Genomic DNA, 23,523 nt, shown 5'->3' with positions numbered 1-23,523 from the left:
CAACAACGCATCGTTGTGTTGACGGCGCATTAACCCGGCCTGCGCGATCGCGCGCCTGCGTGCTGGCCCGGGCGAAAGCTGGTGACAGGATCGAGCGGTTCGGCTATGCGAGACCGGCCGCGGCGGCCTCGGATTGAAGGATGGCGGCGGCCACGGCTTTGCCAAAGATCACGAACAGGACAACGGCATGCCGGATTCGCCTGACATCATCGCTTCACTGGACGGCCTGACCGGCGGCTATGCGGCCATACTGTGCGACGTCTGGGGCGTGGTGCATAACGGCGAGTGGCATTTCCCGGCCTCCGCCGAGGCATTGGCGAACGCGCGCGCCGCAAATGTCCCGGTGGTGCTGATCACCAATTCGCCGCGCCGCAGCGCCGACGTCATCGCGCAGATGGACGCCATCGGCGTTCCCGCCACCGCCTATGACCGCGTCGTTACCTCCGGCGACGTCACTCGCGACCTGATCGCCGAAGGCCCGAGGAAGATCTTCCACATCGGCCCCGATCGCGACTTCAACCTGTATGACGGACTGGACGTCGAGCTGGTCGAGGAATTCGAGGCCTCCGGGATCGTCTGTACCGGGCCGTTCGACGACGAGGTGGACAAGCCCGAGGATTATGCCGAGCTGCTTCTGCGGCTGCGCGCCCGCAACCTGCCGTTCATCTGCGCCAATCCCGACATATTGGTGGAGCGTGGCGAGCGCATCATCTGGTGCGCCGGCGCCATCGCCCGCGATTATGCGCAGCTTGGCGGCCGTACGCTGATTGCCGGCAAGCCCTTCGCGCCGATCTACAATCTGGCCATGAAAGAGGTCGCCGGACTGCTCGGCCGTAGCGTGGAGCGCTCAAGTGTTCTGGCCATCGGCGACGGCATGATGACCGATGTCAAGGGCGCGGCCGACAACGGCTTCGACGTGCTCTATGTCTCGGGCGGCATCCATGCCCGCGACTATGGCGATGCGCTGCGGCCCGATCCGGCAAGGCTGGCGGGCTTTCTCGAAAAGCACGGCTACCGGCCGGTCGCCGTCATCCCGCGCCTGCAATAGGCCTCTCCATGACTGAATCGTTCGAACGCATTTCCGCCGTCTCGCCGCTGCCGTCTCATCTGCGCGGCGGCGTCGTGGCGATCGGCAATTTCGATGGCGTTCATCGCGGTCATCAATCGGTGCTGGAGCGCGCCCTGGCCGAGGCCCGCCGCCGCGGCGTGCCCGCCCTGGTGCTCACATTCGAGCCGCATCCGCGCAAGGTGTTCAGGCCCGACCTGCCGCTCTTCGTGCTGACGCCGCCGCCGATGAAGGCCCGGCTGCTGTCGCGCCTGGGCTTCGCTGCGCTGGTCGAACAGCCGTTCACGCGTGATTTCGCCGCGCTCTCGGCCGAAGCCTTCGTGACCGACGTGCTGGAGAAGAACCTCGGCATCAGCCACGCCGTCACCGGCTTCGACTTCCACTTCGGCAAGGACCGGCAGGGCGGTCCGGCGTTCCTGATGGCCGCCGGCGAGCGCCACGGCTTTGGCGTGACGCTGGTCGACGCTTTCCGCGACGAGGGCGCCGAGGTCGTGTCGTCGAGCCGCATCCGGGCCTTGCTCTGCGAAGGTGACGTGGCTGAGGCCGCCAGTCTGCTCGGCTACCGCTTCACGGTCGAGAGCGAGGTGATCGGCGGCCAGCAGCTCGGCCGTACGCTGGGCTTCCCGACCGCGAACATGAAGCTGTCGCGGGAGGCCGCGCTGAGGGAAGGGGTCTATGCCGTTCGCTTCCGTCGCGCCAATGGCGCGCTCCATGACGGTGTCGCCAGCTTCGGCCGCCGCCCCACCGTCGACGACAATGGCGCGCCGCTGCTCGAGACCTTCGTGTTCGACTTCTCCGGCGATCTCTACGGTGAGGTCTGCCAGGTGTCGTTCTTTGGCTATTTGCGTCCCGAGTTGAAGTTCGACGGGCTCGAGGCGCTGGTGGCCCAGATGAAGCGCGACGAAGCCGAGGCGAGGGCGTTGCTCGCAGGCGTGCGGCCGCTGTCGGAGCTCGACGCCGCGATCGCATTCTGACCGCCGGTCCGGCAGGACGCTACCTTTTCAGCGCCAGACCGATGGCGATGAAGCTCCAGCCCTGGAAGATCAGGTCGATGGCCAGGAACATGCCGAGCACCCACAGGCTGTTGACCGGCCAGCCCATGGCGATGACAAGGCCGGCAAGGGCTGTGATGGCGCCGGCCGCGACCAGCCACCCCCAGCCTTGCTCCGGCCGGTGGTGCAAGCCGACCCAGGCCCTGAGCAGTCCCGAGGCGATGAGGGCGATCGCCAGCAGCAGGGTCAGCACTGCCGACGCGAGCGCCGGATTGTCGAAGGCGAAGAAGCCGGCAATGGCATAGAGCAGGCCGCTGAGCAGCCAATAGAAGAACCGGCTCCAGGTCTTGACCCCGAACGCGTGAACGATCTCGATGGCGCCGGCCATCAGCATGAGCCAGCCGACAACATAGACCGAGGCGACGGTGGCGATGAACAGATTGCCGAAGGCGATGCCGCCGAAGATGAGCAGCAGCACGCCGAGAGCCACGAACCATCCCCATTTGTCGCGCGTCCGGCCGATCGCGTCTTCCAGGGCATTGCCTTGCAAAGTCATGGCACATCTCCCTTCCGATTTCGCCGCATCCTGCGGTTGAAAGAAGGTAAACCCGATGTGATTGTCCGTCCAGCGGAGCGGCTATTGCAAAGGCGCAGCGAAGCTGGTGTCATCAGCCTTTGCACCGGAGAGGTATGGCGATGAAGCGATCCTATGGACTCGCCCTGTTTTCCTCAACTCTCGCCCTGTGTGCTGCCGCTTCGCCTCCCGCGCCGGCGGCGCAGCCCGGCGATCCGCCGGAGGGGATGGCAAAGATCGAGACGGTGGTCGTCATCTTCGCCGAGAACCGCGCCTTCGACAATCTCTATGGCCGTTTTCCGGGTGCCGACGGCATCGACAAGGCGAGCAAGGAGAGCCTTCAGCAGCGTGACCGTGACGGTTCGGTTCTGTCCCAACTGCCGCCGGTCTGGGACGGGCTGACCGCCAAGGGCGTCACGCCGCCGGTGACGCAGGCGATGACCGAGCACCTTCCGAACGAGCCGTTCACCGTCAACGACCCGAAGGGTTTCAACGTTCCGCTCAGCGTCGCCACGCACGATCTCTGGCACCGCTACTACCAGAATCAGATGCAGATCAACGGCGGCAAGAACGACATGTTCGTCGCCTGGGCCGATTCAGGCGCCATGCCGATGAGCAACTGGGACGCCTCCAAGACCGACATGTGGGCGCTCGCCCAGAAGTACGTGCTGGCCGACCATTTCTTCATGGGCGGCTTCGGCGGCTCTTTCTTCAATCACCAATGGCTGATCTGCGCCTGCGCGCCTTACTACGCCAACGCCGACAAGAGCCCGGCCAAGCCGTCGATCGCGGTGACGGACGACAGCGGCACGGCGCTGAAGCTCGCCGACAATTCGCCGAAATCAGCGCTGGACGGCATCCCGAAATTCGTCTCCGACGGCAATCTGACGCCGGATTTCCACGCAGTAAATACGATGCAGCCGCCCTACCAGCCGAGCGGCAACGATCCGGCGCCGGGCGGCGATCCGCGCCTGGCCGATCCGGCCAAGGCCACGACGCTGCCGCCGCAGACCGAGCCGACCATCGGCGACATGCTCAGCCTCAAGCATATCAGCTGGGCATGGTATTCAGGCGCCTGGCAGTACACGCTCGACCATGGCAACCACGAGCCGATCCCGAATTTCCAGTACCACCACCAGCCGTTCAACTATTACGCCAACTACGCGCCGGGCACCGAAGCCAGGCGCGAGCATATACGCGACGCCGGGCTGGCCGGCGTGAGCTTCATCCAGGCGATCGACGACGGCGTCCTGCCGCAGGTCTCCTTCTACAAGCCGCAGGGCAATCTCAACGAGCATTCCGGCTATGCCGACATCCAGGCCGGCGACCGCCATATCGCCGATGTCGTCGCCCATCTGGAGAAAAGCCCACAATGGCCGCATATGCTGGTCGTCGTCACCTATGACGAGAACGGCGGCATCTGGGATCACGTCGCTCCGCCCAAGGGCGATCGCTGGGGACCGGGCTCGCGCGTCCCCGCGATCATCGTTTCGCCCTTCGCCAAACACGGCTATGTCGACCATACGCCCTATGACACGACCTCGATTCTGCGCTTCATCACCGAGCGCTTCGAACTGCCGGTCCTGCATGGCATCGTGGTTCGCGACAAGGCGGTGGCCGCGCATGGCGAGCCGCCGCTCGGCGATCTTACCGGCGGGCTCGACCTGAATTGAAGGCCCGTGTGCGGAGGACGAGGATGGACGTCGACAGGGCCATCGCCCTGATCACCGCTGCCGGCATCGAACTCACCGATCGCCGGCGCAACGCCGAGGGCAATGGCTGGTCCCTTAGCTTCTCAAACGGTGCCACCGTGGAGGTGGGGGACGACGGATCCGCCCGGGCTGCCGGCAAGGGTGCGAGGGCCGTGGCCAGGCTGCTGGACCTGCCGCCTGCGCGGCGCAGCACCTGATCCGTGCGGCTGCCTCGCCGCCTCTGTTACCGACCTTAAGCCAAATTTTACCGAACTGGCGCCATGGCTGAAGCCGAGCCGGGTGTTGCCGCCGGCCTGTTTCGCGTAAGGGGTGACGATGCGTATTGTCGGGACGATTCCGCTGTTTGTCGCCTCTGGCCTGATGGCCATGTCGGCCGCCCAGGCGGGCGAGGGGAGCTGGATTTCCGGCGACTGGTACCTGACGCTCGGCGCCACCGGCCTGGTCGCGCCGAATTTCGAGGGCGGCAAGCGCTATATGCTGAGCGCCCAGCCCATCATCTCTCTCGGCAAGGCCGGTCCCGAGGCCCGCTTCACCTCGCGCAACGACAACATCTCGCTGGCGCTGATCGATGACGGCAGCGTGCGCGCCGGCCTGACCGGCAAGCTCCTGTTCGCGCGCGACAGCAAGGATGAACTGGCAGGCCTCGACCCGGTGCGCTGGGGCGGCGAGGTCGGCGGCTTCTTCGAATTCTATCCGCTGGACTGGGTACGGGCGCGCGCCGAACTGCGCCATGGCATCCGCGCCCACGATGGCTTCGTCGCCGACATCGCGGCGGATGCCTTCTACGACATCACGCCGACGGTGCGCATCTCCGGCGGTCCGCGCATCTCCTTCGCTTCGGCTGATTATTTCGACGCCTATTACGGCGTCAACGCTGCGGAAGCGGCCGCCTCCGGCTTGAGCGAGTACGATCCCGGCGGCGGCTTGAAGTCGACCGGTCTCGGCGGCGCGATCACCTGGAAGGTGAGCGACCCGGTGACGGCGAGCCTGTTCGGCGAATATTCGCGCCTGATGGGACCGGCGGCCGATTCCAGCCTGGTCCAGGAGCGCGGCGACCGCAACCAGTTCACCGTCGGTGTCTCGACCAGCTATCGCTTCGATTTCTCTATGTAGGGCAACGCCCCCGCTTTGGGGCCTGAAAATCCCCGCTTTATTCCTGTCGCGGCATCCGCTAAAAGCCACGCCATGACGAGCTTTTCGCGCCTTTTTGCGATTGCGATACGAATTACAGGCCCGGTGTTCCGGGTGGCCTGAGCGCCGCCGGAGCCGCCGGGGGTTTCGTGCGCGCGCCTCGCGCTTTTTCAAGAACATCAACGCATATCGCCCAAAAGTGGGCTCCGGTTTTGGGAAAACGATATGCGTCAGCTAAGACTTCAACGCCCGGGCTTTTCCGCCGCCGGGCAACGCAGATGGCAGATCAATGACCGACACTGTTGAAACGATCGACTATTCCAAGACGCTCTATCTGCCGCAGACGGATTTCCCGATGCGCGCCGGGCTGCCGGAGAAGGAGCCGGTGCTGGTCAAGCGCTGGCAGGACATGGACCTTTACTGCAAGCTGCGCGAGGAGGCCGCCGGCCGCGAGAAATTCGTGCTGCATGACGGCCCGCCCTATGCCAACGGCAACATCCATATCGGCCATGCGCTGAACAAGATCCTCAAGGACGTCATCAACCGTTCCTTCCAGATGCGCGGCTACGACGCCAACTATGTGCCCGGCTGGGACTGCCACGGCCTGCCGATCGAATGGAAGATCGAGGAGCAATACCGCGCCAAGGGCAAGAACAAGGACGAGGTGCCGGTCAACGAGTTCCGCAAGGAATGCCGCGATTTCGCCGCCCACTGGATCAAGGTGCAGGGCGACGAGTTCCAGCGTCTTGGCGTGATCGGCGATTTCGACAATCCCTACACCACCATGGCCTTTCACGCAGAGGCGCGCATCGCCGGCGAGCTTCTGAAGTTCGCCATGTCGGGCCAGCTCTATCGCGGCTCCAAGCCGGTGATGTGGAGCGTGGTCGAGCGCACGGCGCTTGCCGAAGCCGAGGTCGAATACCAGGATTATGAGAGCGACACGATCTGGGTGAAGTTCCCCGTCGCCAGCCTCGCGCGCGCGGTTGCCGGCGCCGAGGATGCGGCGCTCTCCCAATCCTCGCTCGATCTGCTCGAGGCGCATGTCGTCATCTGGACGACGACGCCCTGGACGCTGCCCGGCAACCGCGCCGTCAGCTATTCGCCGCGCGTCGCCTATGGCCTCTACGAGGTGACGGCGGCCGAGAACGCCTTCGGCCCGCAGCCCGGCGAGAAGCTGATCTTCGCCGACGCGCTGGCCGAGGACGCCGCGGCCAAGGCCAAGGTCACGTTGGACCGGCTTCACAATGTTTCGGCCGAACAGCTTGCGAGCCTGACGCTTTCGCATCCGTTCAGGGGTCTGGCGGACGGCTATCAGTTTCCAGTGCCCATGATTGCCGGCGAGCATGTCACCGACGATGCCGGCACAGGCTTCGTGCATACGGCGCCGAGCCACGGCCGTGAGGACTTCGACGCCTGGACGGACGCGGTGGCCGAATTGCTCAAGCGCGGCGTCGATACCGCGATCCCGTTCCCCGTCGACGATGCCGGCTTCTTCACCAAGGACGCGCCAGGCTTCGGCCCGGACCGCGAAGGCGGTGCGGCGCGCGTCATCGACGACAACGGCAAGAAGGGCAACGCCAACCAGACGGTGATCGAGGAATTGATCAAGCGCAACGCGCTGTTCGCGCGCGGCCGGCTGAAGCACAGCTATCCGCATTCCTGGCGCTCGAAGAAGCCGGTCATTTTCCGCAACACGCCGCAATGGTTCGTCTATATGGACAAGGACCTCGACGACGGCACCACTTTGCGCAGCCGTGCGCTGAAGGCCATCGACGACACCCGCTTCGTGCCGGGAGCCGGCCAGAACCGCATCCGCGCCATGATCGAGGAGCGCCCCGACTGGGTGCTGTCGCGCCAGCGCGCCTGGGGCGTGCCGATCGCCGTCTTCGCCGACGAGGACGGCAATGTGCTGAAGGACGAGGCGGTCAACCGGCGCATCATGGACGCCTTCGAGAAGGAGGGCGCCGACGCCTGGTTCGCCGAAGACGCCAAGGAGCGCTTCCTCGGCAATCACGACGCCTCGAGATGGCATCAGGTGACGGACATTCTCGACGTCTGGTTCGATTCCGGCTCCACGCATGTCTTCACGCTGGAAGATCGTCCCGACCTCAAATGGCCGGCCGACGTCTATCTCGAGGGCTCCGACCAGCACCGCGGCTGGTTCCATTCCTCGCTGCTCGAAAGCTGCGGCACCAGGGGCAGGGCGCCTTACGATACGGTCATCACCCATGGTTTCACCATGGACGAGGAAGGCCGCAAGATGTCGAAGTCGCTCGGCAACACCGTCGTGCCGCAGGACGTCATCAAGCAGTCGGGCGCCGATATCCTGCGGCTCTGGGTGGTGACGACCGATTATTGGGAAGATCAGCGGCTCGGCAAGAACGTGCTGCAGACCAATATCGACGCCTACCGCAAGCTGAGAAACACCATCCGCTGGATGCTGGGCACGCTGGCCCATGACGACGGCGAGGACGTCCCGCTGGAAAAGATGCCCGAGCTGGAGCGGCTGATGCTGCACCGGCTCGCCGAACTCGACGAGGTGGTGCGCCAGGGCTACGACGCCTTCGAGTTCAAGCGCATCACGCGCGCGCTGCTCGACTTCATGGTGGTCGAGCTGTCGGCCTTCTATTTCGACATCCGCAAGGACGCGCTCTACTGCGACGCGCCGTCCAGCTTGCGGCGCAAGGCCGCCGTGCAGGTGGTGCGCCATCTCTTCGACTGCCTGGTCAAGTGGCTGGCCCCGATGCTGCCCTTCACCATGGAAGAAGCCTGGCTCGATCGCCATCCGGATGCCGTCTCGCTGCATCTCGACCAGTTCCCGGTCATCCCGGAAAACTGGCGGAACGAGGCGCTGGCGGAAAAGTGGCGCAAGGTCCGGCAGGTGCGGCGCGTCGTCACCGGCGCGCTGGAGATCGCGCGCGCCGAAAAGCTGATCGGCTCGTCGCTGGAAGCCGTGCCGGTCGTCACCATCGATGACGCCGCGCTCGAAGCCGCGATCGCCGATGTCGACATGGCCGAGATGGCGATCACCAGCGATCTCGTCATCGTGCATGGCCAGGCGCCGCAAGGCGCATTCACCCTCGACGACGTCAAAAGCGTCGCGGTGGTGGTCGAGAAGGCGCAAGACCGCGGCCTCGCTAAATGCGCGCGGTCGTGGCGCTACACCGCCGATGTCGGCCAGGATGCGGCTTTCCCCGACGTTTCGGCCCGCGACGCCGCCGTGCTGCACGAGTTGAAGGCTCTGGGGCGTTTCTAGTGCATGTCGCCCGGAAGCACACCCTCGAGCTTGACCCGAGGGTGTGCAGCGGTTCTGGGACGACGACATGCGCAACAAGGACTGAAGCGCGGCGCCTGAATCCCGTTTCAACGCGACGCGCTTTGGACGCGATTGTTCATAAGCCGGTGCAAAAGTGCCACGCCGGGAAGTGCAAACCCGCCCGTGCGTTGCCCTTGACGGGTGCTTGAGGTAAACACGCGACATTCCGGCAGACAAATTCTCGCCGGATTTCCATCGCAAGTGCGGGGATTGACGGGGACCGCGCCGATGGCCGGTAGCGATCAGAGGCAGCTAGAGTGGGACTTTATGGCATGACCGAAAAGACTTTTGCGCGCGCCGCGCTGCTGGCGCCGCTCGTGGTGTCGGCCATCGCTCTGTCCGGCTGTGTCGGCTCTCCGACCTACGGAACGGATAAGACCGCCGCCGAACAGCTCGCCGACGACGTTTCTGGCGCCATTGCGATCACGCCGAAACATCGCGATCCGATCGACTACAAACCGCGCCCCGATCTGGTGAAGCCCGCGCCGGGCCAGAAGGAAACCCTGCCGCCGCCGCAGGAAAGCATCCAGACGGCGAGCGCCGATTGGCCGGAATCGCCCGAGCAGCGCCGCGCCCGCATCCGCGCCGACGCCACCGCCCATCAGAACGATCCGAATTACCAGCCCGAGGCGGTCGAAGACGTGCAGACCGATCCGGCAGCGGTGAAGAAGGCGATGGCCGATTCGGCTTCCAGCCACCCGCCGCGCTGGTCGCCGGAAGATTCCAGCAAGTCCCGCGCCGCCGAGATCCAGCGTCGCCTTGCCGAGGGCAAGCAGGGCAGCCCCACCCAGCGCAAGTATCTGAGCGAGCCGCCTCTCGCCTATCGCCAGGCCGCCGACACCGCGCCGCAGAACGAGCTCGGCGAGGACGAGTACAAGAAGGAGCGCCGCCTCAAGGCCGAGGCGCAGGGCAAGAAGGGCGGCGGCTGGTTCGACTGGCTCGGCCTGTGAATAGTGAATAGTGAATAGTGAATAGATATCCACTACTCACAAGCTGGTTTTCATCTACTCACTGTTTGCTTCAATTATTCACCATTCACCATTCATCATTCACCTTCCCCGCCATTCCGTCTCTCATGAAAGAACTCCCTCAGGATGAGGGCGGCTTCGCTTTCGCTCAAGCCCGAATAGATATCGGGGGTGTGATGGCAGGTGGGTGAGGCGAAGAAGCGCACGCCGTTGATCACAGCGCCGCCTTTGACGTCGCCGGCACCGAAATAGAGCCGCCGCAGCCTTGCGAACGAGATGGCCCCGGCGCACATCGCGCAGGGCTCCAGCGTCACATAAAGGTCGTGGCCGGTGAGCCGCTCGCTGGCGAGTTTCCGGCAGGCTTCGCGGATCGCCAGCATCTCGGCATGTGCGGTCGGGTCGGCAAGCTCGCGCGTGCGGTTGCCGGCTTTTGCCACCACGATGTTGCCGCTGGCGATCACCGCGCCGACCGGCACTTCGCCGCGGCTGGCCGCCGCCTCGGCCTCCTCGAGCGCCAAAGCCATGAAATCCGGCCGCTTCACGCAGTTTCCATTCCGATTACTCCTCGCCACCCGACGGTGATCCTGTTATCTACCGCGTGACCCTGAAAACCGGAATCGGTTTTTACCGCGCTGATCGACGCGCGAAAATCAAGACGACACTGCCAGCGTTGAGCGTCCGGGAGGGCGCATGGCGCTGCAGCAGCTTACGAAGAGCCAAGAGAAATGGACGACGACGACAAGAAATCTTCGCGCGGCCCGCGGAAGGGCGGATCGAAACCGGCGGGCCCGCGCGGCCGCGACGGCGCCGTAGGCAAGAGCGGCAAGAGCGGCAAGCCGTCTTTCGGCGCCAAGAAGCCGTTCGCCAAGCGCGACCGGCCGATGGCAGCGGAGGGCGAGCGTCCGGCGCGCGATTTCAAGCGCAGCTACAAACCGCGCGAGATGAGTGAGGGTGCGCAGCGCGGCGACAAGGCGTTCCGCAAGGGGCCCGAAGGCAGGCCGTTCGAGGAGCGCAAGGGGCCGCGCATGTCTTTTGGGTCGCGCGGCGACAGGCCGGCGGCTGCCGGGGGCGAGCGACGCGATTTTAAGCACAGCTATAAGCCGCGCGAGATCGGTGAGAGCGGCGAACATGGCGAAAAGCCGTTCCGCAAAGGGCCGCGCCCTGAGGGCAAGCCCTTCGAGAAGCGCGAGGGGCCGCGCAAACCCTACACACCGCGCGGCGATCGGCCGATGGCCGCCGAAGGCGAGCGCGGCGAGCGACGCTTCGACCGTCCGAAGCGAGACTTCGTTGACCGTCCGAAGCGCGACTTCAGCGATCGTCGGTCGCGTGACGGCGCCGACCGAAAATCGGAAGGCGGCTTCAAGCCGCGCCCGCGTCCCTCCGGGGCGGCGCCGGAGGCCGGCGAACGCATCGCCAAGCGGCTGGCACGTGCCGGCATTGCCTCGCGCCGCGACGCCGAGGAGTTGATCGCCGCAGGCCGCGTCAAGGTCAACGGCAAGGTGCTGACCTCGCCGGCCTTCAACGTCATGGCCGACGATGTCATCCATCTCGACGGCACCGAGATCCCGCCGATCGAGCGCACCCGGCTCTTCCTGTTTAACAAGCCGGCTGGCGTGGTCACCACAAACCGCGACCCCGAAGGCCGCAAGACCGTGTTCGACGTACTGCCGGCCGATCTGCCGCGGCTGATGACCATCGGCCGGCTCGACATCAACACGGAAGGGTTGCTTCTGCTCACCAACGATGGGGGGCTGTCGCGGGTGCTCGAATTGCCGGCCACCGGCTGGCTGAGGCGCTATCGCGTGCGCGTCCACGGCAAGGTCGAGGAAAGCGCGCTCAAGGGCCTGCGCGACGGCATTGCCGTCGACGGCGTCTTCTACGGCGCGGTCGAGGCCTCGCTCGACCGCGAGCAGGGCACCAATGCCTGGCTGACGATCGGCTTGCGCGAGGGCAAGAACCGCGAGGTGAAGAACATCCTCGGCGCGTTGGGCCTGGAGGTGACGCGGCTGATCCGCATCTCCTACGGCCCGTTCCAGCTCAACGATCTGCCGGAAGGCCATGTGCTGGAGATCAAGGGCCGCATGCTGCGCGACCAGCTCGGCGAGCGTCTGATCGAGGAGTCCGGCGCCAATTTCGACGCCGAGATCGCCACACCCTTCTCCAACAAGCCGGTGCGGCGCAGCGAGCCGCGCCGCGAAGAGGCCGAGCGGCCGAAAGTCGCGCGCGAGGGCGATCGCCGGCCGATCGGCGAAGGCGGCCTGATCAAGGCCCGCAAGCGCCGCGAAGGCAGTCGTGACGAGGCGCTGAGCAAGCTCTCGACCAGGCCCGAACGGACATTCGGCGAGCGCGGACCCCAGTCTGGCTTCGGCAAATCCGAGCGCGGCTTCGGCGGCAAGCCCGGCGGCAGGAAATCCGAGCGCGAGCAGCAGCCGATCGAGCCGCCCGGCCAGCGCAAGGCCAATGTCTGGATGGCGCCGGGCGCGCGGCCGATCGGCAAGGGCAGGGCGGAGGCAGATGCCGCCAAGGCCGCCGAGGCCAAGGCCCGCAAGGCCTCGTTCAAGCCTGGGGGAAAGCCGCAGGGCAAGCCTTTCGGCAAGCCGCGCGGCGAGCGTCCCGAAGGCAGCGGGGATCGGCCGCGTGGCGGCCCCAAGGGTCCGAGGGGTGGCAATGCGGATCGTCGGCGGTGAGTTTCGCGGGCGTCCGCTGGCGACGCCCCGTTCGAATGCAATTCGCCCAACCACCGACCGCACGCGCGAGGCGGTGTTCAACGTGCTGGCGCATCGCTACGCCGAAAAGCTCCAAGGCGGCCGCGTGCTCGATCTCTTCGCCGGCACCGGCGCGCTCGGGCTCGAGGCGCTGTCGCGCGGCGCTTCCTACTGCGTCTTCATCGAGGAATCGGCGGAAGGGCGCGGCCTGATCCGCGACAATGTCGAGGCGTTTGGCCTTACCGGCCGCACCAAGATCTTCCGTCGCGACGCCACCCAACTGGGCGAGGCCGGCACGCTTTCGTCCTTCGGCCTGGTGTTTGCCGATCCGCCCTATGGCAAGGGGCTTGGCGAGCGCGCCTTGCGCTCGGCCGAGGCCGGAGGCTGGCTTTCTCCCGGCGCGCTCTGCGTCATCGAGGAGGCGGCCTCGGCGCCGTTCGAGCCGGGGCCAGGCTTTTCCGTGGTGGACGAGCGCGGCTATGGCGACACGGTCATCCGGTTTGTCGAGGTTAGGTGAGGCTTCCCCTTCTCCCACAAGGGCCCCACGAGGGGGAAGGTAAGGCCAGCGCCTCGAAAATGACGAACAATTCACTTTGTCTCCCATCCAACCTTTTCTATCGTCGCGCACCGAAATCGGAGCATTTGATGAAATCAGGCACCAGACGGCTGCGCGCGGCCCTTCTCACCGGCGCTCTGGCGCTCGCGACAGTTCCGGCGATCGCCGCCGGGAACGAGGCCGCGGTCAAGGATTTCCTGCTCGACAACGGCATGGAAGTGGTCGTCATTCCTGACCACCGCGCCCCGATCGTCACCCATATGGTCTGGTACAAGATCGGCAGCGCCGACGAGCCGCCCGGCAAATCCGGTATCGCGCATTTCTTCGAGCATCTGATGTTCAAGGCGACGAGCAATCACGCCGCTGGCGAGTTCGACCGCGCCGTGTCCGAGATCGGCGGCTCGAACAACGCCTTCACCTCTTATGACTACACCGCCTTCCACGAGACGGTGCCGCCTTCGGCGCTCGAGCAGATGATGGGGTTCGAGGCCGACCGCATGCGCAACCTCATCCTCACCGACGACGTCATCAAGACCGAGCGCGACGTCATCCTGGAGGAGCGCCGTTCGCGCATCGACAGCAATCCGCAGGCGGTGCTCGACGAGGAGGTCGACGCCACGCTGTGGCAGAACCAACCCTATCGCATCCCGGTGATCGGCTGGATGCATGAGATGGAACAGCTCAACCGCGAGGATGGCAAGGCATTTTACGACACCTACTACCGGCCGAACAATGCCGTGCTGGTGGTGGCCGGCGACGTCGATCCGGACGCGGTGAAGGCAATGGCCGAGCGGACCTATGGCAAGGTGGCGCGCGGTCCGGACCTGCGACCCCGCATCCGCCCGGTCGAGCCTGAGCAGAACACCAAGCGCACCGTGACGCTGACCGATGCGCGCGTCTCGGTGCCGAGCTTTTCCACCCAATGGGTGGTGCCGTCCTATCATACAGCCAAGCCCGGCGAGGCCGAGGCGCTCGACCTGCTGGCCGAGATCCTGGGCGGCGACAACCGCAGCCGCCTCTACCAGCAATTGGTGGTCAAGCAGGGCATCGCCGCCGAGGCCGGCGCCTTCTTTCAGGGCACCATGCTCGACGCCACCAACTTCACCGTCTATGGCGCGCCGCGCGGTGACGCCAGGCTCAGCGATATCGAGGCTGCCGTGGATACGGAGATCGGCCGCATCGTCAAGGACGGCGTCAGCGAGGACGAACTGGAGCGGGCCAAGACCCGCTATGTCCGCTCGATGATCTTTGCCCGCGACAAACAGGAGGACATGGCCAACATGTATGGCTCGACGCTCGCCACCGGCGGCAATGTCAAGGACGTCGAGGAGTGGCCCGAGCGCATCCGCAAGGTGACGGCCGATCAGGTGAAGGCGGCGGCCGCACGCTATCTGGTGCTCGACCATTCGACCACCGGTTATCTCTTGCCGCAGCAGCAGGCGGGGAATTGATGATGAGCACCGTCCTGATGCGCATGTGCGAAACGGAACAATTGCCCGAAGATTGGCGCCGCCCCTCACCCTTGCCCTCTCCCCGCAAGAACGGGGAGAGGGGGACGCCAGCGCCGGAGCTTGTCCCTTCTCCCCGTCCTTCACGGGGAGAAGGTGCCGGTAGGCGGATGAGGGGCAGCGCCACCGTCGGAAGTCGGTCTTCCTTTGATGCCATCGGGCGCATCTTTGCCACACTCTGCTTCGCCCTGTTCTTCCTGCTGCTGCCGGCGCTGGGCGCACACGCCGAGATGAACATCCAGGAGGTCAAGTCGAAGAAGGGCGTCACCGCCTGGCTGGTGGAAGATCATTCGATCCCCTTGATTGCCATCCGCTTCGTCTTTGACGGCGGCACCGCTGAGGATCCCGCCGGCAAGGAAGGGCTGGTCAATCTGATGAGCGGCCTGTTCGACGAAGGCGCCGGCGACCTCGACAGCGAGGCCTTCCAGCAGAAGCTCGACGACGCCGGCGCCGAGATGAGCTTCACGGCGGCGCGCGACGGCACCTATGGCTCGATGCGCATGCTGTCGGAGGAGGAGAACGAGGCGTTCGAGCTGCTGAAGCTGGCTGTCAACAGCCCTCGCTTCGACCAGGCGCCGATCGATCGCATTCGCAGCCAGATCCTCTCCGGCATCCTGGCCAATGAGCGCGACCCCAACACGGTTGCGCAGCAGGGCTGGCTGCGCGCCATCTATGGCGAGCATCCTTATGCGCGGCCCGACGAGGGCACCAAGAAGAGCCTGGCCACCATCACCCCTGCGGATATCAAGTCGTTCCACAAGGCGAGTTTCGCCCGCGGCGGACTGCATATGGCGGTGGTCGGCGACATCGACGCCGCGACGCTGAGTGGCAAGCTGGACGACGTTTTCGGCGACCTGCCGCAGGCACAGGCGCTGGCCCCGGTGGCCGACGTCACGCCCAGGCTCGGACAGCAGTTGGAGGTGAATTACGACCTGCCGCAGACCTCGCTGCAGCTGGCCTGGCCTGGCGTCAAGCGCAGCTCGCCCGACTTTTACGCCGCGGTGCTGATGAACGAGATTCTCGGCGGCTCGACCTTCACCTCGCGCCTTTTCGAGGAGGTGCGCGAGAAGCGCGGTCTTGCCTATAGCGTCAGCTCCGATCTGGTCGACCACGAACATTCCCATGCGCTGCTGGTGACCACCGCGACGCGCTCCGATCGCGCCGCCGAGACGCTTTCGATCGTGCGCCAGGTGGTGAAGGACATGGCGCAGGACGGACCGACGGAGGAAGAGCTCGCGGCGACCAAAAAATACATGATCGGCGCCTACGCCATCAACAATCTGGATTCGTCCAGCTCCATTGCCGCGACGCTGGTCGAACTGCAGCTCGACGATCTCGGCATCGACTACATCAAGCGCCGCGCGGCACTGATCAATGCGGTGACGCTCGCCGACGTCAAGGCGGTGGCCAGGAAGCTTCTCTCGGCCGAACCGGCGGTGATGGTGATCGGCCCGTCGCTGGTGAAGACAGCCGGAGGCGGCAAGGGATGAGTCCGACCTTCGGGGTTGCCTTCGGCGGCGGCGGAGCGCGGGGGCTTGCGCATATCCATGCCATCGAGGCGCTGGACGAGCTCGGCATAAGGCCGGTGGCGATCGCCGGCTCCTCGATCGGGGCTATCATGGGCGCCGGCATGGCCGCCGGCATGACGGGCGCTCAGATCCACGATCATGCCCGCTCGATCCTCGGCAGCCGTGCCGAGGTGGCGGCGCGCATGTGGCGCTCGCGCCCGGGCACCATCGCGGAAGCCATGCAGGGCGGCATCCGTGTCGGCCAGTTCAACGTCGAGCGCATCCTGAAGGCCTTCCTGCCCGAAGCCATCCCGGCTAGCTTCGAAGAGCTGAGGATCCCACTCAAGGTGACGGCGACCGACTATTTCGGCCACAAGCTCGCCGTCTTCGCCGAGGGCGACCTGCAGTCGGCGCTGGCGGCTTCCGCCGCCATCCCGGCGGTGTTCCGCCCGGTGACGCGCGACGGCCGCCTGCTGATCGACGGGGGCATCTACAACCCCGTGCCCTTCGACCTCGTCGAGAAGGACGCCGACATCATCATCGCTATCGACGTGGTCGGGGCGCCGAGCGATGCCGAGCGCAAGCACCCGACCACCGTCGACCTGATGTATGGCGCCACGCAGCTGATGATGCAGTCGATCATCGCCAACAAGCTGAGACAGCACCGGCCCGACATCCTGATTCGCCCCGCCGTCTCGAAATACAGGGTCCTCGATTTCATGAAGATCGAGACGCTGATGGCCGACACCGTCGAGATCAAGGATGAACTGAAACGCGCCGTCGAGAAGGCGCTTGCCGAGCGCGACGGCAAGCGCGGCAAGAAGGTCGTCTGATACACGGCGCCCAAATCGGCGCAGCGGTTTTGTAAGAACGGCACGGACGAGACGAAGATTTAAAGCGCCTCGCCTGAAGCTGTTTCAGCGCCACGCGCTTGGGCGCGCAATTCCGCCCGATTCGTTTTGCCTGGCGCCAGCCTCCAATTGGCAAGCATCTTCATCGTGCACAGCCATCCAGCTGATCAAGTTTATCCACAATCGCGTGCAAGTACGCCTTTTGTCGTTAACTCTTCATCGAATTGGCGGTTGACGCAGCTGAGGGTAGGTTAATAATATCCTAATATATGGGGTAGCGTGAACAAGCTCTCGATCGGCAACAACGAGTCACGGCGCTACAGGGGCAGGGAAAACGCAGGGCGGCATTCAATGCCGTCGCAGCCATGACCATGAGCCGCCGTCGTCTGTGAACCGCCATTGTGGGGTGGCCGTTCGCCGGCCATTCACTTCGGTTGCGCTTGGTCCCATGGCATTCTGATCATTTTCCTCTCCCCGCGAGACTGGGCGCCGAATCGTTCGGCATGGGGTGGTGCGTCGTCGGTTCGACGGCATTGAGCGGCGCTGAGCGTCCGCCAAAGGGGTGAATGAGATGGCTACTACGACAATTTCCGGCGCGGGCGGCACCACGACGTCATTCTCCAACACACCGCAGGCGCAGGGTGATGTCTTCAATTACACTGAAGACAATGTCGTCATCGTCAACGCCGCCCAGTCCATCATCCTGCTCGACGTGATGGCGAACGATCTTGGGGGCAATGCGAAGACCCTCTTTTCGGTCGATGACGGAATTTCCGCCTCAACGGCCACCAAGCAATACGCGCCGATCGACCTGACCACCCAGGACGTCCAGGCAACCGGCATCTCCAACTGGGAAAGCATCGGCGGCGGGGTTTCTATCCGCATCAACAATGGCAAGGTCGAGATGGACCTCAGCCAATATCTGCTATCGCATGGTTTCACCAGCCTGCAGGCGCTAGGCGCTGGTGACAACATCAACGAGACCTTCACCTATGCCATCAAGCTCGGCAATGGAACGCTGAGCTGGGCAAGCGTTTCGGTCAACATCCAGGGTAAAAATGATGGCGCGACGATCACAGCCGCCGCCGCCGTCGACAACACCGTAGTGGAAGCGGGCGGCGTCGCCAACGGCACGCCCGGCGACCCCAGCGCGCACGGACAGCTCATTATTTCGGACGTCGATCTCAATGAGAACCATTTCCAGACGCCGCCCAGTCTTCAAGGCACCTACGGTACCTTCACCTTCGACGCGACATCCGGAGCGTGGACATACGCCCTCAATCAGACGCTGGCCGACCCGCTGACGCAAGGCCAGCAAGTAACCGATATGCTGCAGGTGAAGTCGGCCGATGGCACGGCCACCTACAACATCGTGGTCAACATTACTGGGACGAACGATGCTGCCGTCGTTTCACACGACGTGCGCAATCTCACGGAAGGCAACGCGGCCGCCGACATCTCGACCTCGGGCACGCTGACCATCTCGGACGTCGACAGTGATCCGCACTTCGTCGCCCAGGCCGGCACCGCCGGCCTCTACGGCACCTTCGCCATCGATGCCGATGGCGCCTGGACCTACACGGCGTCCTCGGCGCATGACGAGTTCGTCGCCGGCACCACCTACACCGACACCTTCAATGTGGTCAGCGCCGACGGCACCCCGACCACGGTGACGATCAACATCCTCGGCACCAACGACGCCGCGGTGCTGTCGTCCGACGTGAAGAACCTGACCGAGACCAATGCGGCCGCCGACATCTCGACCTCGGGCACGCTGACCATCTCGGACGTCGACAGTGATGCGCACTTCGTCGCCCAGGCCGGCACCGCCGGCCTCTACGGCACCTTCGCCATCGATGCCGATGGCGCCTGGACCTATACGGCGTCCTCGGCGCATGACGAGTTCGTCGCCGGCACCACCTACACCGACACCTTCAATGTGGTCAGCGCCGACGGCACCCCGACCACGGTGACGATCAACATCCTCGGCACCAACGATGCCGCGGTGCTGTCGTCCGACGTGAAGAACCTGACCGAGACCAACGCGGCCGCCGACATCTCGACCTCGGGCACGCTGACCATCTCGGACGTCGACAGTGATCCGCACTTCGTCGCCCAGGCCGGCACCGCCGGCCTCTACGGCACCTTCGCCATCGATGCCGATGGCGCCTGGACCTGCACGGCGTCCTCGGCGCATGACGAGTTCGTCGCCGGCACCACCTACACCGACACCTTCAATGTGGTCAGCGCCGACGGCACCCCGACCACGGTGACGATCAACATCCTCGGCACCAACGACGCCGCGGTGCTGTCGTCCGACGTGAAGAACCTGACCGAGACCAACGCGGCCGCCGACATCTCGACCTCGGGCACGCTGACCATCTCGGACGTCGACAGTGATCCGCACTTCGTCGCCCAGGCCGGCACCGCCGGCCTCTACGGCACCTTCGCCATCGATGCCGATGGCGCCTGGACCTACACGGCGTCCTCGGCGCATGACGAGTTCGTCGCCGGCACCACCTACACCGACACCTTCAATGTGGTCAGCGCCGACGGCACTCCGACCACGGTGACGATCAACATCCTCGGCACCAACGACGCCGCGGTGCTGTCGTCCGACGTGAAGAACCTGACCGAGACCAACGCGGCCGCCGACATCTCGACCTCGGGCACGCTGACCATCTCGGACGTCGACAGTGATCCGCACTTCGTCGCCCAGGCCGGCACCGCCGGCCTCTACGGCACCTTCGCCATCGATGCCGATGGCGCCTGGACCTACACGGCGTCCTCGGCGCATGACGAGTTCGTCGCCGGCACCACCTACACCGACACCTTCAATGTGGTCAGCGCCGACGGCACCCCGACCACGGTGACGATCAACATCCTCGGCACCAACGATGCCGCGGTGCTGTCGTCCGACGTGAAGAACCTGACCGAGACCAACGCGGCCGCCGACATCTCGACCTCGGGCACGCTGACCATCTCGGACGTCGACAGTGATCCGCACTTCGTCGCCCAGGCCGGCACCGCCGGCCTCTACGGCACCTTCGCCATCGATGCCGATGGCGCCTGGACCTAACGGCGTCCTCGGCGCATGACGAGTTCGTCGCCGGCACCACCTACACCGACACCTTCAATGTGGTCAGCGCCGACGGCACCCCGACCACGGTGACGATCAACATCCTCGGCACCAACGACGCCGCGGTGCTGTCGTCCGACGTGAAGAACCTGACCGAGACCAATGCGGCCGCCGACATCTCGACCTCGGGCACGCTGACCATCTCGGACGTCGACAGTGATCCGCACTTCGTCGCCCAGGCCGGCACCGCCGGCCTCTACGGCACCTTCGCCATCGATGCCGATGGCGCCTGGACCTACACGGCGTCCTCGGCGCATGACGAGTTCGTCGCCGGCACCACCTACACCGACACCTTCAATGTGGTCAGCGCCGACGGCACCCCGACCACGGTGACGATCAACATCCTCGGCACCAACGATGCCGCGGTGCTGTCGTCCGACGTGAAGAACCTGACCGAGACCAATGCGGCCGCCGACATCTCGACCTCGGGCACGCTGACCATCTCGGACGTCGACAGTGATGCGCACTTCGTCGCCCAGGCCGGCACCGCCGGCCTCTACGGCACCTTCGCCATCGATGCCGATGGCGCCTGGACCTACACGGCGTCCTCGGCGCATGACGAGTTCGTCGCCGGCACCACCTACACCGACACCTTCAATGTGGTCAGCGCCGACGGCACCCCGACCACGGTGACGATCAACATCCTCGGCACCAACGATGCCGCGGTGCTGTCGTCCGACGTGAAGAACCTGACCGAGACCAATGCGGCCGCCGACATCTCGACCTCGGGCACGCTGACCATCTCGGACGTCGACAGTGATCCGCACTTCGTCGCCCAGGCCGGCACCGCCGGCCTCTACGGCACCTTCGCCATCGATGCCGATGGCGCCTGGACCTACACGGCGTCCTCGGCGCATGACGAGTTCGTCGCCGGCACCACCTACACCGACACCTTCAATGTGGTCAGCGCCGACGGCACCCCGACCACGGTGACGATCAACATCCTCGGCACCAACGATGCCGCGGTGCTGTCGTCCGACGTGAAGAACCTGACCGAGACCAATGCGGCCGCCGACATCTCGACCTCGGGCACGCTGACCATCTCGGACGTCGACAGTGATCCGCACTTCGTCGCCCAGGCCGGCACCGCCGGCCTCTACGGCACCTTCGCCATCGATGCCGATGGCGCCTGGACCTACACGGCGTCCTCGGCGCATGACGAGTTCGTCGCCGGCACCACCTACACCGACACCTTCAATGTGGTCAGCGCCGACGGCACCCCGACCACGGTGACGATCAACATCCTCGGCACCAACGACGCCGCGGTGCTGTCGTCCGACGTGAAGAACCTGACCGAGACCAACGCGGCCGCCGACATCTCGACCTCGGGCACGCTGACCATCTCGGACGTCGACAGTGATCCGCACTTCGTCGCCCAGGCCGGCACCGCCGGCCTCTACGGCACCTTCGCCATCGATGCCGATGGCGCCTGGACCTACACGGCGTCCTCGGCGCATGACGAGTTCGTCGCCGGCACCACCTACACCGACACCTTCAATGTGGTCAGCGCCGACGGCACCCCGACCACGGTGACGATCAACATCCTCGGCACCAACGACGCCGCGGTGATAACGCTCAACGGCGCCCAAGACACGTCCGTTACGGAAAAGAGCGGCGTCGCCAACGGCACGCCAGGCGACGCCACTGCTTCCGGCGATCTTAATGCGACCGATGTCGACAATGCGGCGACCTTCACCGCACAGGTCGCCGTCGCCAAGAGCTACGGCACCTTCTCGATCGATGCCAACGGCACCTGGAGCTACACGCTCGACGACAACAATGCCACCGTTCAGGCGCTGAACAGCAGCGGAGCGAACACCACGCTGTATGAGCTGGTGACGGTCACCACTGTCGACGGCACGCAACAGGTCATCGATATCACCATCAACGGCGCCAACGACGCGGCGGTGATCACCGTCAACGGGGTGCAAGACACCTCGGTCACCGAAAAGAGCGGCGTCGCCAACGGCACGCCCGGCGACGCCACTGCCTCCGGCGATCTCAACGCGAGCGATGTCGACAATGCGGCGACCTTCAACACGCAAGTCGCCGTCGCCAAGAGCTATGGCACCTTCTCGATCGATGCCAACGGCACCTGGAGCTACACGCTCGACGACAACAACGCCACCGTTCAGGCGCTGAACAGCACCGGAGCGAACACCACGCTGCACGAGTTGGTGACGGTCACCACTGTCGACGGCACGCAACAGGTCATCGACATCACCATCAACGGCGCCAACGATGCGGCGGTGCTATCGTCCGCGTCGGTCAACCTGACAGAAGGCAACGCGGCCGCCGACATCTCGACGTCGGGCACGCTCACCATCTCGGATGTGGACAGTTCGGCGACATTCGTCGTTCAGGCTGCGACCGCCGGCCTCTACGGCACCTTCGCCATCAACGCAGCCGGCGCCTGGACTTACACCGCGTCCTCGGCGCATGACGAGTTCATCGCCGGCCAGCATTATACGGAAAACTTCGACGTGGTCAGCGCCGACGGAACCCACACCTCGATAGCCATCGATATCCTTGGGACGGATGACGGCCCGCCGCGTTTTGCGCCGACGGATATCCAATTGACGCCGAGCACCACGACCGCTGACGTCAGCTTCAGTTCCTTCCAGTTCACGGGAACGCTGAGCGCCACCGATCCAGATCCGGGCGGCAGCTTCGTCTACAGCATCACTTCGCAGTCGGACCCTGGGCTTTTCTCAATCTCGGGCAACACACTCAGCTCAAGCCTGTCCGGCTTGTCACCCAGCAAAGCTTACTCAATCACAGTGCAGGCAACTCAGGTCGGCGACCCCGCGGGGCCAACGTATCAATACAGCGAGACGTTCCAGGTCATCACCGGAAGCAATGGCAATTCGAGCGATGGCCTCAACGGAGCCAACGGGGGCGACGATGTCCTCTATGGCAACGGCGGGGCCGACATCATTCTCGGCATGGCCGGCAATGACACGCTGTTCGGACAGGATGGCAACGACACGCTGAATGGCGGTGATGGCAATGACAGGCTCGTCGGCGGTGTTGGAGCCGATACGCTCACCGGCGGTTTGGGAGCCGATACCTTCTACTACGGATCGGCCATCTCAGACTCACCGGTAAGTGTCGCAAACGACACCATCACCGACTTCGTGCACGGCGTCGACAAGATCGACCTCTCGTCGATCGATGCCAATACGGTGAGCGGCGGAGACCAGGCTTTCCTGTTCGGCGGGTTCAACGCGGCCACCGTCGCCAACAGCATCACCTGGTCGGAAGTCGGCGGCAACACGATTGTGCGTGTCGATGTCAATGGCAATGCAACGGCCGATTTCCAGATCACGCTGACCGGCACCGGGCTTGGCCTGACCGCCAGCGACTTCGTGCTGTAACGAACAAGGTGAGCCGCGGCCACGCACGGCTCACCTCGTTTCCCGCCGGGCGAGGGTTACGAATTAAGGTTTACGGCAGGTTTACGAGTGGATCGCGTGGCCGGGTGGAAGATCGGGAGT

Annotated in this window: 16 protein-coding genes; 14 read left to right on the top strand and 2 right to left on the bottom strand. The window is 65.0% G+C overall.

The window, feature by feature from the left end; all coding sequences use genetic code 11:
• The first annotated feature begins 187 nt into the window (after nt 1–187).
• A complete protein-coding gene (locus EJ074_RS04665) occupies nt 188–1,048 on the top strand; it encodes a TIGR01459 family HAD-type hydrolase (protein WP_095809515.1) in 861 nt (286 codons plus the stop codon).
• Between the two features lie 8 nt (nt 1,049–1,056).
• Complete coding sequence (locus tag EJ074_RS04660) at nt 1,057–2,040, top strand: bifunctional riboflavin kinase/FAD synthetase (RefSeq protein WP_095809502.1); 984 nt, start codon at nt 1,057–1,059, stop codon at nt 2,038–2,040.
• Nucleotides 2,041–2,059: 19 nt separating this feature from the next.
• Here the strand turns inward: EJ074_RS04660 and EJ074_RS04655 are convergent, their stop codons facing one another.
• Nucleotides 2,060–2,614, bottom strand: a complete 555-nt coding sequence (locus tag EJ074_RS04655; RefSeq protein ID WP_095809503.1) for an HdeD family acid-resistance protein — start codon at nt 2,612–2,614, stop codon at nt 2,060–2,062.
• Between the two features lie 140 nt (nt 2,615–2,754).
• On the opposite strand from EJ074_RS04655, the gene EJ074_RS04650 reads away from it, so the two are divergent.
• From EJ074_RS04650 to EJ074_RS04630, 5 genes are all read left to right on the top strand, one after another.
• A complete protein-coding gene (locus EJ074_RS04650) occupies nt 2,755–4,305 on the top strand; it encodes an acid phosphatase (RefSeq protein WP_245420756.1) in 1,551 nt (516 codons plus the stop codon).
• A 23-nt stretch (nt 4,306–4,328) separates the two neighbouring features.
• Nucleotides 4,329–4,541 (top strand): hypothetical protein, encoded by a 213-nt coding sequence (locus tag EJ074_RS04645; protein WP_095809505.1) that lies wholly within the window; start codon nt 4,329–4,331, stop codon nt 4,539–4,541.
• Nucleotides 4,542–4,659: 118 nt separating this feature from the next.
• Nucleotides 4,660–5,457 (top strand): MipA/OmpV family protein, encoded by a 798-nt coding sequence (locus EJ074_RS04640; protein WP_129552801.1) that lies wholly within the window; start codon nt 4,660–4,662, stop codon nt 5,455–5,457.
• A gap of 307 nt (nt 5,458–5,764) precedes the next feature.
• On the top strand, nt 5,765–8,731 hold the full coding sequence (gene ileS / locus EJ074_RS04635; protein ID WP_095809507.1) for an isoleucine--tRNA ligase: 2,967 nt from the start codon (nt 5,765–5,767) through the stop codon (nt 8,729–8,731).
• 332 nt (nt 8,732–9,063) lie between these two features.
• Nucleotides 9,064–9,741 (top strand): hypothetical protein, encoded by a 678-nt coding sequence (locus EJ074_RS04630; protein ID WP_095809508.1) that lies wholly within the window; start codon nt 9,064–9,066, stop codon nt 9,739–9,741.
• Between the two features lie 95 nt (nt 9,742–9,836).
• On the opposite strand, the gene EJ074_RS04625 is transcribed toward EJ074_RS04630, so the two are convergent.
• Nucleotides 9,837–10,301 carry a nucleoside deaminase gene (locus EJ074_RS04625; protein WP_095809509.1) on the bottom strand — a complete coding sequence of 155 codons (465 nt, stop codon included), beginning with the start codon at nt 10,299–10,301 and terminating at the stop codon, nt 9,837–9,839.
• Between the two features lie 183 nt (nt 10,302–10,484).
• Here EJ074_RS04625 and EJ074_RS04620 point away from each other — a divergent pair, with 183 nt between their 5' ends.
• From EJ074_RS04620 to EJ074_RS04590, 7 genes are all read left to right on the top strand, one after another.
• The gene (locus EJ074_RS04620) at nt 10,485–12,446 is read left to right on the top strand and encodes a pseudouridine synthase (RefSeq protein ID WP_095809510.1); all 1,962 of its coding nucleotides are present in this window, start codon (nt 10,485–10,487) and stop codon (nt 12,444–12,446) included.
• Entirely contained in the window at nt 12,427–12,981 is a 555-nt protein-coding gene (rsmD, locus tag EJ074_RS04615) for a 16S rRNA (guanine(966)-N(2))-methyltransferase RsmD (protein ID WP_129552800.1), read from the top strand. The genes EJ074_RS04620 and rsmD overlap by 20 nt, the downstream gene beginning before the upstream one ends.
• Before the next feature lie 128 nt (nt 12,982–13,109).
• On the top strand, nt 13,110–14,471 hold the full coding sequence (locus EJ074_RS04610; protein WP_095809512.1) for a pitrilysin family protein: 1,362 nt from the start codon (nt 13,110–13,112) through the stop codon (nt 14,469–14,471).
• Between the two features lie 167 nt (nt 14,472–14,638).
• Complete coding sequence (locus EJ074_RS04605; protein ID WP_095809513.1) at nt 14,639–16,018, top strand: pitrilysin family protein; 1,380 nt, start codon at nt 14,639–14,641, stop codon at nt 16,016–16,018.
• Nucleotides 16,015–16,869: a patatin-like phospholipase family protein gene (locus EJ074_RS04600; RefSeq protein ID WP_095809514.1), complete on the top strand. Its 855-nt coding sequence runs from the start codon at nt 16,015–16,017 to the stop codon at nt 16,867–16,869. Before EJ074_RS04605 ends, EJ074_RS04600 begins: the two co-directional genes overlap by 4 nt.
• Nucleotides 16,870–17,458: 589 nt before the next feature.
• Nucleotides 17,459–19,966 (top strand): VCBS domain-containing protein, encoded by a 2,508-nt coding sequence (locus tag EJ074_RS04595; protein WP_129553990.1) that lies wholly within the window; start codon nt 17,459–17,461, stop codon nt 19,964–19,966.
• Nucleotides 19,957–23,403 carry a VCBS domain-containing protein gene (locus EJ074_RS04590; protein ID WP_245454858.1) on the top strand — a complete coding sequence of 1,149 codons (3,447 nt, stop codon included), beginning with the start codon at nt 19,957–19,959 and terminating at the stop codon, nt 23,401–23,403. Before EJ074_RS04595 ends, EJ074_RS04590 begins: the two co-directional genes overlap by 10 nt.
• Nucleotides 23,404–23,523 lie beyond the last annotated feature (120 nt).

Source organism: Mesorhizobium sp. M3A.F.Ca.ET.080.04.2.1 (assembly GCF_003952525.1).
Taxonomy (GTDB): Bacteria; Pseudomonadota; Alphaproteobacteria; order Rhizobiales; family Rhizobiaceae; genus Mesorhizobium.
This window is presented reverse-complemented; position numbering and strand designations above follow the sequence as displayed.

Coding starts and splice junctions, on each gene's coding strand:
- EJ074_RS04645 (WP_095809505.1), top strand. CDS start 4,329: ATGGACGTCGACAGGGCCATCGCCCTGATCACCGCTGCCGGCATCGAA.
- EJ074_RS04630 (WP_095809508.1), top strand. CDS start 9,064: ATGACCGAAAAGACTTTTGCGCGCGCCGCGCTGCTGGCGCCGCTCGTG.
- ileS (WP_095809507.1), top strand. CDS start 5,765: ATGACCGACACTGTTGAAACGATCGACTATTCCAAGACGCTCTATCTG.
- EJ074_RS04640 (WP_129552801.1), top strand. CDS start 4,660: ATGCGTATTGTCGGGACGATTCCGCTGTTTGTCGCCTCTGGCCTGATG.
- EJ074_RS04650 (WP_245420756.1), top strand. CDS start 2,755: ATGAAGCGATCCTATGGACTCGCCCTGTTTTCCTCAACTCTCGCCCTG.
- EJ074_RS04665 (WP_095809515.1), top strand. CDS start 188: ATGCCGGATTCGCCTGACATCATCGCTTCACTGGACGGCCTGACCGGC.
- EJ074_RS04660 (WP_095809502.1), top strand. CDS start 1,057: ATGACTGAATCGTTCGAACGCATTTCCGCCGTCTCGCCGCTGCCGTCT.
- EJ074_RS04600 (WP_095809514.1), top strand. CDS start 16,015: ATGAGTCCGACCTTCGGGGTTGCCTTCGGCGGCGGCGGAGCGCGGGGG.
- EJ074_RS04610 (WP_095809512.1), top strand. CDS start 13,110: ATGAAATCAGGCACCAGACGGCTGCGCGCGGCCCTTCTCACCGGCGCT.
- EJ074_RS04655 (WP_095809503.1), bottom strand. CDS start 2,614: ATGACTTTGCAAGGCAATGCCCTGGAAGACGCGATCGGCCGGACGCGC.
- EJ074_RS04595 (WP_129553990.1), top strand. CDS start 17,459: ATGGCTACTACGACAATTTCCGGCGCGGGCGGCACCACGACGTCATTC.
- rsmD (WP_129552800.1), top strand. CDS start 12,427: ATGCGGATCGTCGGCGGTGAGTTTCGCGGGCGTCCGCTGGCGACGCCC.
- EJ074_RS04605 (WP_095809513.1), top strand. CDS start 14,639: ATGAGGGGCAGCGCCACCGTCGGAAGTCGGTCTTCCTTTGATGCCATC.
- EJ074_RS04620 (WP_095809510.1), top strand. CDS start 10,485: ATGGACGACGACGACAAGAAATCTTCGCGCGGCCCGCGGAAGGGCGGA.